The 16,237-nt window shown below is 67.5% G+C and carries 10 protein-coding genes; 1 reads left to right on the forward strand and 9 read right to left on the reverse strand.

All coding sequences use genetic code 11. The features are described from left to right. Window positions 1-2 precede the first annotated feature (2 nt). Window positions 3-815: an SDR family oxidoreductase gene (locus tag KBA48_RS05385; protein WP_292903977.1), complete on the reverse strand. Its 813-nt coding sequence runs from the start codon at window positions 813-815 to the stop codon at window positions 3-5. Then, window positions 812-2,320, reverse strand: a complete 1,509-nt coding sequence (locus KBA48_RS05390) for an NAD(P)/FAD-dependent oxidoreductase (protein ID WP_292903978.1) — start codon at window positions 2,318-2,320, stop codon at window positions 812-814. Before KBA48_RS05390 ends, KBA48_RS05385 begins: the two co-directional genes overlap by 4 nt. 122 nt (window positions 2,321-2,442) lie before the next feature. Here KBA48_RS05390 and KBA48_RS05395 point away from each other — a divergent pair, with 122 nt between their 5' ends. Further along, the gene (locus KBA48_RS05395) at window positions 2,443-3,048 is read left to right on the forward strand and encodes a TetR/AcrR family transcriptional regulator (protein ID WP_292903979.1); all 606 of its coding nucleotides are present in this window, start codon (window positions 2,443-2,445) and stop codon (window positions 3,046-3,048) included. 201 nt (window positions 3,049-3,249) lie between these two features. On the opposite strand, the gene KBA48_RS05400 is transcribed toward KBA48_RS05395, so the two are convergent. From KBA48_RS05400 to KBA48_RS05430, 7 genes are read right to left on the reverse strand one after another with little or no spacing between them, the layout of a single operon-like run. Further along, on the reverse strand, window positions 3,250-5,805 hold the full coding sequence (locus tag KBA48_RS05400) for a glycoside hydrolase family 3 protein (protein WP_292903980.1): 2,556 nt from the start codon (window positions 5,803-5,805) through the stop codon (window positions 3,250-3,252). Beyond that, a complete protein-coding gene (locus KBA48_RS05405) occupies window positions 5,802-6,113 on the reverse strand; it encodes a hypothetical protein (RefSeq protein ID WP_292903981.1) in 312 nt (103 codons plus the stop codon). Before KBA48_RS05405 ends, KBA48_RS05400 begins: the two co-directional genes overlap by 4 nt. A 49-nt stretch (window positions 6,114-6,162) precedes the next feature. Further along, entirely contained in the window at window positions 6,163-7,809 is a 1,647-nt protein-coding gene (locus tag KBA48_RS05410) for a tannase/feruloyl esterase family alpha/beta hydrolase (RefSeq protein WP_292903982.1), read from the reverse strand. Window positions 7,810-7,850: 41 nt separating this feature from the next. Then, window positions 7,851-8,741 (reverse strand): alpha/beta hydrolase, encoded by an 891-nt coding sequence (locus KBA48_RS05415; RefSeq protein WP_292903983.1) that lies wholly within the window; start codon window positions 8,739-8,741, stop codon window positions 7,851-7,853. Continuing rightward, window positions 8,738-10,237, reverse strand: coding sequence for a carboxylesterase family protein (locus tag KBA48_RS05420; protein ID WP_292903984.1), 1,500 nt, complete (start codon window positions 10,235-10,237; stop codon window positions 8,738-8,740). The genes KBA48_RS05415 and KBA48_RS05420 overlap by 4 nt, the downstream gene beginning before the upstream one ends. Then, window positions 10,234-13,500, reverse strand: coding sequence for a family 78 glycoside hydrolase catalytic domain (locus KBA48_RS05425; RefSeq protein WP_292903985.1), 3,267 nt, complete (start codon window positions 13,498-13,500; stop codon window positions 10,234-10,236). Before KBA48_RS05425 ends, KBA48_RS05420 begins: the two co-directional genes overlap by 4 nt. An 11-nt stretch (window positions 13,501-13,511) precedes the next feature. Continuing rightward, window positions 13,512-16,145 (reverse strand): TonB-dependent receptor, encoded by a 2,634-nt coding sequence (locus tag KBA48_RS05430; RefSeq protein WP_292903986.1) that lies wholly within the window; start codon window positions 16,143-16,145, stop codon window positions 13,512-13,514. Window positions 16,146-16,237 lie beyond the last annotated feature (92 nt).

A 16,237-nucleotide genomic window follows, 5' to 3' on the forward strand; every position in this document is an offset into this window, starting at 1 on the left:
GCTCAGCGCCCGATCACCGACCAGTAGCGTTCGGGAAACAGCCGCTGGATCAGGTCGGCCAGCCGCGCATCGCGGCCCACCAGCAGGCGGGAGCGGCGCTGTTCGACCCCGCGCACGATGATCTCCCCCGCCTCGGCCGGCGGCATGGTCAGCAGGCGCTGGGCCCGCGCCTTCTGTTCGGCCAGCCGTTCGGCACTCACGCCCCGGGGCGGACGGGCATTGCTGGCGATGGATGTGGCGACCCCGCCGGGATGCACGATGGTGACGCCGATGGCACTGCCCGCCAGTTCATGGCGCAGTGCCTCGCTGAACCCGCGCACGGCGAACTTGGCGGCGGCATAGGCGGCCTGACCCGGCGGGGCGACGATGCCGAAGATGGAGGAAAGGTTGACCAGCCGCGCATCGTCGCTGGCTGAGAGAAGCGGGATGAAGGCACGCGTCATAGTGACCACGCCCTGGAAATTGATACCCATCAGCCAGTCAAAATCCGCCTCCGACACCTGGGTGAAGCTGCCGCCCAGCGCCACCCCGGCATTGTTGACCAGCAGGTCGGCCCCGCCGAACGAAGCCTGCACCTGCGCCGGCAAGGCGGCCACCGCCGCACGGTCGGCCACATCCAGCGGTGCGGCCAGCGCCTCCACCCCATGATCGGCCCTGGCCGCCAGGGCCGTGGCCTGTGCCGCCGGCAGATCGATATCGGTCAGCATCAGGCGGCAGCCCCGCCGGGCCAGCGACAGGGCAATGGCCCGGCCGATGCCGCCGCCGGCCCCGGTAATCACGGCCGTGCGGCCCCGCAACTGCATGGGTTTGGTCATGTCTTGTCTCCGTCCGGCCGCGGCCGGAATTCCAGGGTGCCGTCCGCCGGCTTGGAAAACAGGAAGGCGGCCAGATCGGCCAGATAGTTCTGACGCACGCGCCAGGGCGGTCTTTCCCCCTGTGACGGCATATGCGCGCGTCCACGCCGCACATAGCCGGCGGTCAGGCCCAGCAGCGGCAGGCGCGCGGCGCCGGCATCCGCCGGACGCGGCACACAGACCCCATATCCCTGCTGGTCCATATGGTTCAGCAGGCGGCAGACCTGCCGGGCCGTCAGGTCGCATTTCAGCGTCCAGGAGGCGTTAACATAGCCGATGGCCAGGGCATGGTTGGGCACATCGGACAGCATCATGCCGCGATAGACCAGCCGGTCGGCGATATCCACCGGCTGCCCGTCCAGGCTCAGCGTGGCGCCGCCCAGCAATTGCATCTCCAGGCCGGTGGCGGTGACGATGATGTCGGCCGCGATCTCCCGCCCATCCTCCAGACGCAGGCCGGTCGGGGTGAAACCCGCGATGCGGCCGGTGACAATCCCGGCTGCCCCCGATTTCAGCACAGTGAACAGATCGCCATCGGGCACCAGACAGACACGCTGGTCCCAGGGCGCATAGGTGGGCGTGAAATGGCGGTCCACATCCACGCCCGGCCCCACGGCATGGCGCACCGCCTCGATGATGCGGCGGCGGACCAGGGCGGGCCGGCGGCGCGACAGGCGATAGGTCAGCAGGCTCCACCCGATATATTTCCAGCGCACCAGCAGTGCCGCGAGACGTTCGGGCAGCAGCCGGTAAAGCCGTTCCGCCAGCCCGTCGCGGCGCGGGCGGGAAACGATATAGGTGGGGGAGCGCTGCAGCATCGTCACAAGCGCGCCCAGCCGGGCCAGCGCCGGGACCAGGGTCACGGCCGTGGCACCGCTGCCGACCACCACCACCTTGCGGCCGGTGACGTTCACATCGTCGGGCCAATGCTGGGGATGGATGATGCGGCCCCGAAAATTGCCGATCCCCGCAAAGTCCGGCATATGGCCGTGATCATAGCGGTAATAGCCGCTGCACATGTAAAGGAAGCCGCAGCGCAGCCGCCTTGGCCCATCCGGCGTTTCCAGCGTGACCGTCCAGGCCTGGTCCCTGCTGGACCAGTCGGCACCGGTCACGCGCCAGCCGAAGCGGATATGCGGCAGCACCCCGTATTCGCGGGCCGTATCCTCGATATAGTCGCGGATGGCGGGGCCGTCGGCGATGATCGCCGTCTCCTTCCAGGGGCGGAAGGGGAAACCCAGCGTGTGCATGTCGCTGTCCGACCGGATGCCGGGATACCGGAACAGGTCCCAGGTACCGCCGATCCGGTCCCGCGCCTCCACCACGGCCCAGCGCTTGCCGGGGCAATGCAGGGTCAGCCGGCAGGCGGCGTCGATGCCGGACAGGCCGGCCCCGACAATCAGCACATCAAGGATTTCAACGGATGGGTCGTCACGATCACGCGGATCGTTGGATGCGGGGGGCAACGCGGCCTCCTTTATTTACATTAATGTAATTAACAACTCTACGCGTCAGAGACAAGCGGCTTTCTCGCGTCCCGAGAGGGATTTCCTCGACCGGCGCGGGGTGGCGCACTATATTGACAAGCATGTCAACAGAACCCGCCAAGCCCGCCCGCCGTCCCCGCCGCAACCCGGACGAAGTCCGCCGTCTGGCCCTGGAGGCGGCGCGCGCCTGCCTTGTGGAAGCCGGACCCGGCGCCGTCACCCTGCAGGAGGTGGGGCGCCGCATCGGCATGACCCATGTGAACCTGATCCATCATTTCGGTTCGGCCGCCGGGTTGCAGACGGCCCTGATGGCGATGATCCTGTGCGACCTGAACGCGGCGCTGGGCGAGGCCATCACCCGCATCCTGTCGGATGACCCGCTGGCGCAGCGGGAGATGATCGATATCGTCTTCGACGCCTACAGCCAGGGGGGTGCCGCCAAGCTGGCGGCCTGGATCGCGATCAGTGGCGATACGGATCGGTTCGAACCGATCCGCCTGTCCATCCAGGCGCTGGTCCGGGAGATTGAGAAGCGGCTGCCCCCCAACAGCGAACTGTCCATCGGGCGGCTGAAATCCAGCATCCTGTTCATCGCCCATAACGCCTTCGCCGACGCTCTTATCGGCGGCTTCATGCGCGACGCCCTGGACCGGGAACCGGACGCCACCCGCAAGATGGTCGCCCGGCTGCTGCCGTCTTTTTATTAGGGCGGCTCCTTTGTTGCTCCCTCAACGTTTGGGCTGTAGGGATTCCTCTCCCTTCCACCGTCACCCCGGCGAAAGCCGGGGCCCAGCTTAAGGCGCGATTAGCGCCGATATGGCAAATATCGTGGCAGACGCCGCTCTGCGCTGGGTCCCGGCTTTCGCCGGGATGACGGTAGAGTTGGTGGCGATGAGGGTGCCCACCCCTCAAGGCACCACCTCCGCCCCGCCCGCGACCTTGACCTTCACCCGCTGGCGGATATCGGCCGAGGAGGGGCCGATCAACAGGTCGTAATCACCCGGCCGCACCCGCCATTGGCCCGTCGCCTCGTCCCAGGCGGCAAAGGCGCGCGGGTCCAGGGTCAGGGTTATCCGGCGTTTCTCCCCCGCGGCCAGGGTGACCTTGGTGAAGGCGCGCAACTGCTTGGGCGGTTCGTCGGCGTCGCGCCGGGCCGGGGCGACATAAAGCTGCGCCACCTCGTGGCCCGCCGGGCCGGCGCTGTTGCGCAGGTCCAGCGACACGCTCACCGCCTCGCCACCCCTGATGCGGGCTGGCGCCTTGGGCTTGCCATACGTGAAGGTCGAATAGGACAGCCCGTGCCCGAAGGCGAACAAGGGCGCCTGCCCCTTGGCCTCCAGCCCGCGATAACCGACCAGCAACCCCTCTGCATAATGGCTTTCCAGCGCCGCCAGATCGACGGCGATATCGCCATCCCTGGCCGGAAAGCTGACGGGCAGACGGCCGGACGGGTTGGCCTTGCCCAGCAGCAGATCGGCCAGCGCCCGCGACCCCTCCTGTCCCGGCAGCCAGAGCTGCAGGATGGCGCCGGCCTGTTCTTTCCAGGGCATGGTGACGGCCGCCCCGCTATTCACCACGACGATCGTGCGCTTGTTGGCGGCAGCCACAGCGCTGACCAGCCGGTCCTGCTCGCCCGGCAGGGCCAGGGTGGTGCGGTCATAGCCTTCGCCTTCGGTCATGGAGGAGGAGCCGACCAGAACAATGGCCGCGTCGGCCTCCTTTGCCGCCGCAACCGCCGCCGCGAAATCGGGGGCGGGCTGACGCAGGCCGAAGACCAGCGCCTCATAGGGTGTCTGGCCCGTGATGTAATCCAGTTGGATGCGGTAGCCACGCCCGGCTTCCAGATCCAGGCTGACCGTCCGGCGCAGCACGGGGAAGCCGATCACATCGCGCGGGTCGGGCACGCCCTTGACCGCCCGGTCCAGGATGATTTTGCCATCCAGCGACAGGGTGGCCTTGCCCGTGCCGCGCACGCTGAATTCATGCCGGCCACTGCGTTCCGGCCAGAACCAGCCTGACCAGCGCAGTGCCGCATAGCCCACCGCATCGGCCTTGGCCTGATTGCCGGCGATGCGCTTGCTGAAATTGGCCACGTCTTCGCTGCGGCTGGGCGTGCCGGACAGGTCGGGCGTGGTGAAATAGTCGGCCCGCAGCCCCTTGCCGCCCCGCTTCTCATCAGGGCTCAACAGGGCAGGATCGGCCGATGGCGGCGTTTCCTCATTATCCACGCCCTGGGCATGCAGGATGCGGACACCGGGCAGCGCTTCCGCCAAGGCCGCCAGCGGCGTGGGGATACTGTCAAACGGCACCACGGCCGACGACCCGCCACCCTGCACCCGGATGACATCGGCATTGGGGCCGATCACCGCCAGGGTACGGATGGACGGCAGCAGCGGCAGCACATCCTGCTTGTTCTGCAACAGGATGATGGCTTCCCGCGCCGCCGCGCGGGCCAGATCGGCATGGGCCTGCCTCATGTCGGCCGGGATGGTGCCGTCCCCACCCTTGACCGTGGACCGCAGGATCAGGCGCAGCACACGCCCGGCATTCTCGTCGATCTGGGCCTGGGTGACCTCGCCCTTGTCCACGGCCTGACGCAGCTTGGTCCCGAAATTGGCCGGCGGCCCCGGCATTTCCAGGTCCATGCCGGCATTGGCCGCCGCCGCCGTGGCATGGGTCGCCCCCCAATCGGAAACGACCATGCCCGCATAGCCCCATTCCTTCTTCAGCAGGTCGGTCAGCAGCCAGCGGTTCTGCGTGGCATAGGTGCCGTTGACCTTGTTGTACGACGCCATGACCGACCAGGGATCGGCCTGTTTCACCACCGTCTCGAACGCCGGCAGATAAATCTCCCGCAAGGGTCGGGCCGGCACCTTGCTGTCCACGAAGAAACGGTTGGTTTCCTGGTTGTTGGCGGCGAAATGTTTCAAAGAGACGCCGATCCCCTGCCCCTGCACGCCCTGCACATAGCCAAGGCCCATGCGGGCCGCCAGATGCGGGTCCTCCGAATAGGTCTCGAAATTGCGACCCCAGAGCGGGGTGCGGACAATGTTGACCGTGGGCGCCAGCAGCACCGACGCGCCATGCGCCCGCGCCTCGTCCGCGATGGCGGCCCCCACCTTGCCCGCCAGTTCGGTATTCCAGGTGGCGGCCATGGCCACGCCCACGGGAAACACGGTGGCCGGCTTGTCTTCGTGCGAGCGCACGCCGGTGGGGCCGTCGGTCACCTTGATGCCCGGCACGCCCAGCCTTGGCACGCCGTTCAGTTCCATGATGCCGGCACCGGCCAGAAGGCTGATCTTCTCGTCCAGGGTCATCCGGGCCAGCAGGTCCTGCACCGGTGCCGCCGGTTCGGGGGCGGCGGATACGGGCGGGCGGGCGTCCTGCGCCTGAGCCAGCGGTACGCCGGCCAGGGCCAGTGCCACGCCGGCCACCGCCAGCCGGCCAACCATGCGCCGTCTCATTTGACGCCTGCCAGCGCCATCTCGGTCCGGGCCAGCAATTCATCCGTCAGCTTGCCGCCGGAATAGGGCTGAAGCTGGCGCAGGCTGAGGCCCTTGATCATCTCATATTGCGGGATCTCCAGCAGGCCCGGCAGGGTGCTGGTCAGGGCCGCCTTGGCTCCCTCATGCGCCGCCAGTTCCTCGATCGGTGTGTCGAGGGAGAAGGGGGTCGCGGCGGTGGGGGCCGGCGGGCTCTGGGTCGCCTGGGCATGCACGGGAAGGGAAAGCAGCAACGCCATGGCGGCGAACAGGGGAAGAAGGGTCTTCATGGGTCGTCTCCTGTTGGGGATGGGAAGGGCCGTTGCGCCGGCCGCTTTTTCAGGGTTGGGTGGAAGGGTCGGTACAGGTGAAATTGGCGGCATCGTCGGTGGACCCGCCGCCGGTCCAGCGCGCCACCTGGGGATAGGCGCAGAGCGGGCGGGTGCGGACCGTCTTGGCCGGCAGGCCCAGGAAGCCCAGATAATCATTGTCGAACTTGGTGGCCGTGAGGCGGTCCGGCGCCGGCCCGCCCCGGTGCCATTCATCCAGCGCGCCGACCCCGTCAAACACGTTCGGCCCCGGCCCCGCCAGGCAATGCGACACGCCCGGCATCATGAACAGGCGCACGGATCCGGCCGCCCTGGTGCCGCTGGTCTTCAGCACCCGCTGATAATAATCGATGGTGTTCTGCGGCGGGATCGCGGCATCGCCATAGCCGTGATAGAGGATCAGCTTGCCGCCCTTGGCGAAGAAGGGCTTCAGGTTCGGATCATCGGCATTGATCTCGCCCTGCATGGCCTGGGCCTTGGCAAAATCGCTGTCCAGCCGGAAATCCTTCGTTGTCCAGTTGGGATCGCCATGCACGAAATGGCGGAAGAATTCGGTGGAGAATTTGCCGTGCTGGGCACCCGGCCCCGTCAGCCACAGGTCCCAGGCGCCTTGCGTGGCCTCCATCCCCGGCAGATATCCGGGATAGAAGGACTTGCCCCTGCCATCGACCGGCCCCCGGTACAGGGCGCGCACCGCCGCCACCTGAGCCGGCGTCAGGCAGTCCGGCTGGTCACCCGCCTTGCAGGTCAGCACGCCCGGATCGAAATCACAGCTTCGCGGATCATCGATCACCCCGTCCGTCACCCCGTCCCGCGCATCGCAGCGGGCCAGGGCCGCCTTTTGTAAAAGCGGCAGCTTGGCGTTGGGCAGGGCGCTGTCAGGATTGCCGAAGACGGCCCTGTCGTTCATGGCCATGGCCGTGGCCAGCCGCGCCCAGGGAATGGCCGGGGCACCGGCCAGGATGGCGTCGTAATCATCCGGGAAACGCTGCGCCTCCATCAACGCCTCGCGCCCGCCATCGGAGCAGCCGTGGAAATAGCTGGCATCCAGCGGGGCCGGGTAATAGGCGGCGATGACACGCTTGGCGGTGGCAGCGGCCAGATGGTTGGCCCGCCAGCCATAATCGCGGACCTTTTCCGGCTGGCCCGGCGCCCAGCTTGCATCCACGTCGGACTTGCCGACATGTCCCATGTCGCTGCCGACGGCGGCATAGCCCTTGGCCACGCCGCCACGCATGACCAGCGACGGCACCTGCATATTGCTGCCGAAACCGCCATTGCCGGCGCCCAGCAGCTTGCCGTTCCAGGCCCCGGCCTCGGGCAGCCAGACCTCCACCCGGATGGAAGAGGATGGGGTGGGCGTCAGGCGGGCCTGCACGCGGCAGAAGGCGGCGGGTGCGGGCAGGCCGATCTTGCCCTCGTCCGGGGTCACGATCTTGCCGGCCGCGACGGATGTCGCCGCCTCCACCTTGCCATCGGCCAGCGCCAGGCCGGTCAGCCCCTCGCATTGCGCAATGCGCGGCGGCGGTGGGGCCGGTTCGGCTTTCTGTTGGGCACAGCCCGCCAACAGCGCGGTCAGTGCTCCCAGACCCAGCAGCGTGGCCTTATACCCACGGATGTGGGCGCCGGCGCCTGAGGGGCCTGGAAGACCGGCCATCGGTCGGCCTTCCAGGCCAACGATATCAGATGTCCTGTTTTTCATTTCGACAACAATCCCTTGGCGTCGAGCCATTGCTGCAACCGCGCCGTCCAGGCGTCGGTTGGCTTGCCCTGTTGTTTCATGCCGAAACCATGGCCGCCGGCCGGATAGGTGACATGATCCACCTCCAGCCCGGCCGTGCGCCAGGCCTGGGCCAGCCGGTTGGTGTCCTGGGCGGCGATGTTGTCATCGGCCGCCGCCAGGGCGAACAGCGACGGGGCGCCCGCCGGTGCCTGCAACGGATCGGGCAGCAGGCCCGGATAGATCGCCATGGCAAAATCCGGCCGGCTGGGCTTGTCCTGCGCCAGGATGGACCAGACGGCCAGCGCCCCACCGGCGGAAAAGCCCATCAGACCGATCCGGTCCGGCTTCACGCCATAGGCCGATGCCTTTGCCCGGACATGGCGCACCGCCTGCTGTCCGTCGGCGATGACCAGCGGGCGCAGGGGGGCGAGGGCCGCGTCCATCTCCGCGCGCTTGGCGATGCGCTGGAACAGCTTGATGGCCACATCCTCCCCGGTCGGGATCAGGCGGTAGCGCAGCACAAAGGCCGTGACGCCCAGGCTGTTCAGCCATTTGGCGACCGCGATCCCTTCATTCTCGATGGACAGCAGGTGAAAGCCGCCGCCCGGTGCCACGATCACGGCGGTGCCATTGGGCCTGGCCGGCTGAAACACCAGCAGCGACGGGGTGGAGACATTGCGGGTGATGGTGCCGAACGGTATCCGGTCCTCCGTCACCTCCGGCGGCATGTTGGCGATGGCACCGGGCGGCCCCTCGGGCCAGAGCGGAACGGAGGCCCCTTCCGACAGGGTGACGGTCCTGGCACAGCCGGCCAGCAGCAAGCCCATGCTGCCGATCAGCAGAAGGCGGCGGGAAAAGTTGCTCATGGTGTGGCATCCCGTGCGGCGGCGATGGCGTCGATCACCGGTTCGGCGGCGGAAACACTCCTGGTCTCGGTCCCGATGGACAGCATGCGCGGCGATGCCGCGTCATAGCGCGGCCAGGATGGCAGGCCACCGCCATTGGGATCGCCCGTCCGGGCAAAGCGGGTCCAGAGATCGCCCATCAGGCTGGCCATCGCCTGATCGGCCGCTGTCGGCTTGAAATCGGCCTGGTCCAGGGTCCCGAAATGGAATTGCATGTCGGTGGCATGGCCGGCCCCGCTGCCCTCCTCCCGCTTGGCCTCGGCGACATAGCCGAAGCGGTAGAGCCAGGTGGGCGCCCCCGTTGCGGCATGGCGTCTGGCCAGGGCCACGGATGGTTCCACAAAGACCACATCGCTGGCGATGGCGCGGCGCATGGCGCTGTCGGAGCCATAGGCGGCGCGCACCGCCGCCTTGTTCGGCTCCACCGCCTTTTCATGCGGGCCGTTCAGGAACATGCGGAAGATCGAGGGCACGAAGCTGAACTCGTCATCATTCGCCCCGATGATCAGCGGAACCGGGGCCTGAGCGCCTGCCGCGAAGCGGGGAACAAGGTCGCCCTGCAGGATGCGCCCATCGGTGATGGGCCCGGACCATGTCTTCTCTTCCTTGTCCAGCAGGGTGATGCCGCCGCGGACCCTGTCCGCCGGCAGGGCACGCAGGTCGGCCAGCCCGCCCTTGACGCCGGCATCCCGGGCAAAGGCCAAACCCTTGGCCTCCGCCTCGGCCAGCGTGGGCCAGCGGTCGCGCCCGCCACCGGAAATGACCGCCGCCTTGTGGAACAGCCCGCGCGCCGGTGGTGCCGTCATCAGGCGGGAGACGGATTCACCCCCGGCAGATTCCCCGATCAGGGTGACATTGGCCGGGTCGCCACCGAACGCGGCGATATTGCGCCGGACCCAGTGCAGGGCGGCGATCTGGTCCATGAAGCCCCAATTGCCCGTCGGCCCCTCCCCGCTTTCGCGCGTCAGGTCGGGATGGGCGAAGAAGCCGAAGCGGCCCAGCCGGTAATTGAAGGTGACGACCACGACGCCGCGCCGCGCCAGCCCCGCCCCATCCATGACGGGGTTGGCGGCACTGTCGGTGACGAAGCCGCCGCCCGGTATCCAGACCAGCACCGGTTTGGGCGCCCCCGCCGTCTCCGGCGTCCAGACATTCAGATAGAGGCAATCCTCGCTGGGCGTGACGGGTGATTTCGACCCCGGCAGCGGGTTCTGCATGCAATCGGGACCGAAACTTTCGGCCTTGCGCACCCCGTCCCAACCGGCGGGCGGAGCCGGCGGGCGCCAGCGCAGGTCCCCCACCGGCGGGGCGGCATAGGGGATGCCCTTGAATGCCGTCACATCATGGGCCGCCACGCCCTGAAGCGGACCGCCCTCCACCATGACCTCCGGGGCGGCCCCGGCCGATGCCGTGGCCAGCAGCAAAGCGGCGAGTATGGTGGCGATACGAAGCCTCATTTGTCCCCTCCCGTGGTGAAATGATGCGTGCCCGGCCCCACGCTGTAGAGCGTGAACCGTGCCTCCTCCCGCACCCGTTCGGCGCCGTTGGGCACCGCGCGCAGGGGGCCGAAGCGGCGGGGCAGCCAGACCTCACCCATGGTGTTGGGCGGTATCTCCACCGTCAGCGACAGCGCACCCCTGGTCACGCGCCAGGAACTGGATGCCAGGCCATGAACCGTGCGCATGGAGGCCTCGGCCCATTCCAGCCCGTCGGGGATCTCCGGCCGGACCAGCACGCGTTTATATCCTGGGCCACCGGGCCGCAGACCGGCCAGCCGCGTGCGCATCCAGTCGCCGATGGACGAGAAATAATGATGGTCGCGCGACCGGCTCTCCAGGCTCCAGCTCTCGAACAGGGTCTGGTGGCCATTTTCGATCCACCAGCCCCAGCCGGGCTCCTCCGTGCGCGTGGCCAGACGATAGGCCAGATCGGCATAGCCATGGTCGCTCAGCACCGGCAGCAGATAGCGCGTGGCGAACACGCCGGTGCGCAGCCCGTTCTTTTCGGCATCGTGCGCGATGGCAGCCGCCACATCCGCCGCCCGCCCGTCCGGCACCATGCCGAAGGCCAGCGGCAGCACATTCTGGATCTGGGTTGGGCCGGCCGCCACGCCCTTGGCATCGACCGTGCGGTACCAGCCATTGGCTGGGTCCCAATAGCGCCTGTTATAGGCCTCCCGGATGGCCTGGGCCAACGCCCGGTAGCGTTGCGCATCATCCCCCTTGCCGATGACGGCGGAACTGCGCGACAGCAGGTCGGCCTCCAGGAAGAAATAGGCGGCGGTGACGGCGTCGATGCCGCCGCCCCTTGCGTTCAGAATGTCCAGCGGGCCGGGCGGGCTCCATTCCGACAGGCCCATGCGCCCGCGATAATCCGGGCCCTTGAAGATGGTGGCCGTGTAATCCACCAGCCGCTTCTGCATCGCGTGGTTTTCTTCCAGGATGCGGATGTCGCCATAGGCCTCGTACATCTCCCAGGGCAGGATCAGGGCGGCCACGTCCCAGGGCGGGGTCGGTCCCCAGATCAGGTTCCAGCCGGGCGTGTCCTGATAGCCATAGAAGGGGGTGGTTGGCACCACCTCCGGCACTTCGCCGCTCTCGGCCTGGGCATCGCGGAAATCGGCCAGCCATTTGGTGAAGACCCGCGCCACATCCAGGCTGCGCACCGCCATGCCGGCCGATGCCTGGGCATCGCCCGTCCAGCCATTCTTTTCGAAGGTCGGCGTATCGGTCAAAAAGCCGTGCAGATTGTTCAGGATGGTGGCACGCGCCGCCGCGTCGATCTTGCCCAGCAGCGGATTGGCGCTGGCGAAGCTTCCGGTATCGGCCACGGCCGAATGCACGATCTCCGCTGTCAGCGTATCGGCGCCCGGTTTGCCCGTCAGCCCCTCCACCTGCACATAACGGAACCCGGCATAGGAGAAGCGGGGCGTCCAGTGCTCCCTACCCGTCCCCGCCAGCGTATAGCGATAGGTCTGAAGCTGGGCATTGATCAGGCCGGAGGCAGGCGCCACCTCCCCGTTCTTGTCCAGCTTCTCAGCCGCCACCAGGGATATGGTGGTCCCGCCCGGGCCGGATGCGGACAACACCGGCAGTCCAGCGATGATGCGCCCGAAATCATAGACATGGACACCCGGCCGCACCTCTGTCACCGACACGGGCTTCAGGCTGGACACGGGCGCGATGGGTTCGGCATTGGCGAAATCGATCCGGCCCGCCGGCCCCGTGACGACCCGCGCCGGCCCCCAATCCCCCGCCGCAAACCCCGCGCGGTCCCAGCCATCGGGCCGCAGCCGCGCGTCATGGCGTTCGCCGCGATAGATGCTGTCGGACAGGGTGGGGCCGGATCGGGTCCGCCATTCGCCGTCGCTGGTGACGGTCTGGCGGCTGCCATCGCTGAACTCCACCTCCACCCTGGCCTTCAGGGCGGGATCGGCATGCCAGGGGGCGCGGTGGAAATACCATTCATTGGGATCGGTGACGCCATACCAGCCGCGCCCCAGTTCCGCCCCGATGACATTGGCACCGGGTTTCAGCCGGTCGGTGATGTCGGCCACCTGGGCCAGCACCCGCTTGTCATAGGCGGTGAAGCCCACACCCAGCGCCGTGCCACCCACCGCCGCCCCGTTCAGCGACAGAAGCGGCATGCCGGCCCCGGCCCAATAGAGCCGGGCACGGGTGATCTGTTTTACCGGCAGGGTGAATTCCCGGCGCAGCAGCGGCGCCGGCGCCTCCATGGGCAGCACGATATCGATGGACGGCACGCCGGCCGCGACCCGCAACCCGTCCGCCAGCCCATCCGCCCTTACTGTCCCCCCGGTGAAGGGATTGTCATTGGCCGTGAACCCGGTCTCCACAGGTGGCGATCCGCTGCCCGTCACATTGACCCGGTGGATGATGGCGGCCTCGGCCTGCCGGGCAGTGAACCCCACGGTGCCATGCGCATGGGCCGCGTCGGTGATGGACGCCACCTCCATCCCATCCAGCGACGTGGCGATGCGCGCACCCTGCGCCCGGATGGTCAGGCGGTGGCGCTTGTCCTTCAGCGGCCCGCCAGCCAGGGGGACACGGGCCAGTTCGCTGGTTTTTATGCCGCCGCTCTTTCCATCGGTATAGCGGCGGACGGACTGGATCAGGACGGGGCCGTCCTTGGCATCCGACAGGGTCCAGACATAGGCATCGCCGTATTTCTTGCCCGTCCCCTGTGCCCGGAACAGGATGTCCAGCGCGGGGCCTTTCAGGGTCAGGTCGACCTCCAGTTCCAGGTCGCCCCAGTCATGCACCGTGTGCTGTGGGCCGGAAATCCAGGATGCCTGCCACTGGTCGGGCGACAGCAGCCCCATTTCCCACCAGTCGGGCCGGCTCCAGCCGCCTTGCTGGCCCGCCGCGTCCCAGACCATGACCTGCCACCAATAGCGTTTGCCGGCGGCCAGTTGCGGTCCCCCATAGGCGATCTGGACATTGCCGTCGCCCGCCACCTTGCCGCTGTCCCAGACCAGGGGCCCAGCCGTCAGCGCCGCCTCGCTCTCTGCCACACGGATGCGATAGGCGGACTGGCGGTCCACGCGCGACAGCCAGGCCAGACGCGGCGCCTGTTCATCCAGGCCCAGCGGACGGGTGGCATATTCCACTCGCATCCCCTCCGGCACGCCAGGGCCCGCACAGCCGGCGGCCAGCGCCAGGGCCATCACGCAACCGGTCCGGTACAGCCATTCCCGCATCGTCCCCCTCCTCAGAAGCTGGTGCGCAGGCCGACGGAAACCATCCGTCCCAGGGTGCTGCCATTGGTGTAGCCGGGGACGGCGTTGAAATAGGGCGGGTCCTTGTCGAACAGGTTTTCGACATTCAAGGTCACGGAAACCCCCTCGGCCAGGGCGGACAGGTCATAGGCGGCGAACAGGTCGATGGTGTTGAAGGCGCCGATGCTGTCCTGGCTGGGCACGCCCAGGATGGGGTAGCTGTCGCGGTGGTTCCAGGATACCCGCCCCGTCACCTCACCCACAGCCGCGCCCAGGCTGGCCACCAGCGCCAGGCGGCCGGTGCCGTTCTTCAGATCGTTGCTGAAGGCCCCGCCCTGAACGGCCTGCGTCTTGCGGTTCAGCGTGTAGGTGCCCGACACTTTTGCGCTGAGCATGCCGAAATCCGCGCGGTGCTGGTATTCGACCTCGAAATCGATGCCGTCCGTATGGATGGCGCCCAGATTGTTGCGCCGCGCATCGAACAGCACATAGGGCGACGAGAAGGCATAGAGCGCCGGCAGGCTGGGCACCCCGTCGATACGCAGGCCGCCGGCCGCCGCCAATGCCTGCTGCAAAGTCGGGTTCAGGATGTAATAGCTGGCGAAATTGGGATCGGAATAGATCTGCGGCGTCAGCACGGGCGCCAGCCCGATGGCATCCTTGAACTTCACATTAAAATAGGTGGCGCTGACCCGCAGGCCCTTCAGCGCATCAGGCTGGAAATCCGCACCCAGCGACCATGTATCCGCCGTTTCCGGCTTCAGGTTCTGATTGCCGCCGGCCAGCACGATGGTGGGGCGCAGCAGGTCGGTGAAGGGGCTGCCGGGCTTGCGGTTGGGCGCGAACAGCACCACCTGCACCCGGCTGTCGACGGAATTGCCCAGGTCGGCCAGACTGGGCGCGTGGAAGGAGGTGCCGTAATTGGCCCTGAATGTCAGGTCCTTCACGGGCCGGTAATTCATGGCGATCTTGGAATTGGTGGTGCCACCGACATCATTGTAATCATCATGACGGACGGAACCGGACAGTTCCAGCCCATGGATGCCATCCACACGGTTGGGCGCGCCGACCAGCGGCACATGCAGTTCTCCGAACACCGACTTCACATTGCGGTCGGCCTTCCCGCGTGAGGTGCTGGTGGGCGCCCCAGCCGGGCCGCTGCCGATCATGCTGTCGATATCGTCGTAATGGTATTCGGCCACCGCCGCCGCCCGCACCTCGCCACCGGGGATGCTGAACAGCGGCCCGTCCAGAACGGCGCGCACTTCCGCCAGTTGCTGCGTCGCCCGGCCCAGATTCTCGTAATTGTCGATGGCGGCCAGCAAGGTCGGATTGCTGGCGGCAAGGTTATAGGGATTCAGCGCCGTGGCCGCGCTGGTGCCGTTCAGCGCCTGGGTGGCCAGGGTGCTGTCGATCAGCCCCTCATTGGTCCGGTTCTTTGACCGGCCCAGATTGCCGACCAGCCGCAACTGCCAATCGCTGCCCAGCGCGATATCCAGTTCCGGCGTGACCCCATAGGATTCGAAGAACCCGTTGGCGACATTGCTGGGCCCGAAGACGCTGTCGAAATTGACGGCCACGTCGTGGGAGGTTTCAGTGCCGATGGGCCGGAAATACGGGTTCAAAAGGGAAACGGTGCCGCTCAACGTCGATTGCGAGGTGCGGGTGATGGTGTCACGCGACGACCAGTAACCCGTGGCGGAGAAATCCACGCCGTCCGCGATCTCCTGCACCAGCCCGCCGAAGAAGCTGTGCCGTTCCTCCCGTGGATAGAGGTCGGCATAGTCGGTCTGGTCGCAGCGGTTGACCCCACCGGGCGTGCGGTTCGGCAAGGCGAACGGCACGCCGCCCAGCAGGATATTGCCCGGCGTGCAGGCCGTACCCCGGAAATCGCTGCCCCCCTTCGCCGTCAGGTCGGCGGTCACGAAGTCGCGGTCGACGCCCAGAACATTGCCATGCCAGGCATAGGAATAGGACACCCAGGCCGACCCAGAACCCCAGTCATGGCCGCCGATCAGGCTGGCCTCCGCACTCTGGTAATCGGCGGCACGGCCATAGCGCGCATTGGCGGCCACACCGTCGAACCGGGGCCTGGTGATGAAATTGATCACGCCGCCAATGGCATCGGACCCATAGATCGACGAACCACCATCGGGGATCACCTCCACCCGCTCGATCGCGTCGGGCGGGATGATGGAGGGATCGACACTGGTCTGCAGGATGCCGGCCCCGACCAGCCGGTTGCCGTTCAGCAGCACCAGCGTGCTGGCCCCGCCCGAGGCTGCCAGATTGCGGATATTGGGCCGCACGATGGGCAGCCCATAGCTGCCTTCGGCGCGGGGGACGGTGCCGAAATTGCCGACCTGGGGGATCTGGGCCAGCAGATCGTTGCTGGACGCGGCACCGGTGGCCACCACATCCGCGCGCTGTACCGCGATGGCATTGGTACCGATGGGGCCGACATTGCGGATCATCGTGCCGGTGACGATGATCTCCTCCAGCAGCACCTCCTCCGATGCCGCCTGAGCATGGGAGGTGGCGACGCCCAGCGCCAAACAGGAAACAGTCAGGGTCAGCAGGGCCGTGCGGGCGCACGTCCGACGCCAGATCGGATCAAAACCGCTCATCGATATCCTCCCCGGGGCCGCGCCAGCCGGTGGCCGCAGCCGGATCTTTCTTGATTTGGGCGGGGGGCCTGCCCCCGTCAGGACCGGTGTTT

This window comes from Niveispirillum sp. (assembly GCF_017996735.1).
Taxonomy (GTDB): Bacteria; Pseudomonadota; Alphaproteobacteria; order Azospirillales; family Azospirillaceae; genus Niveispirillum.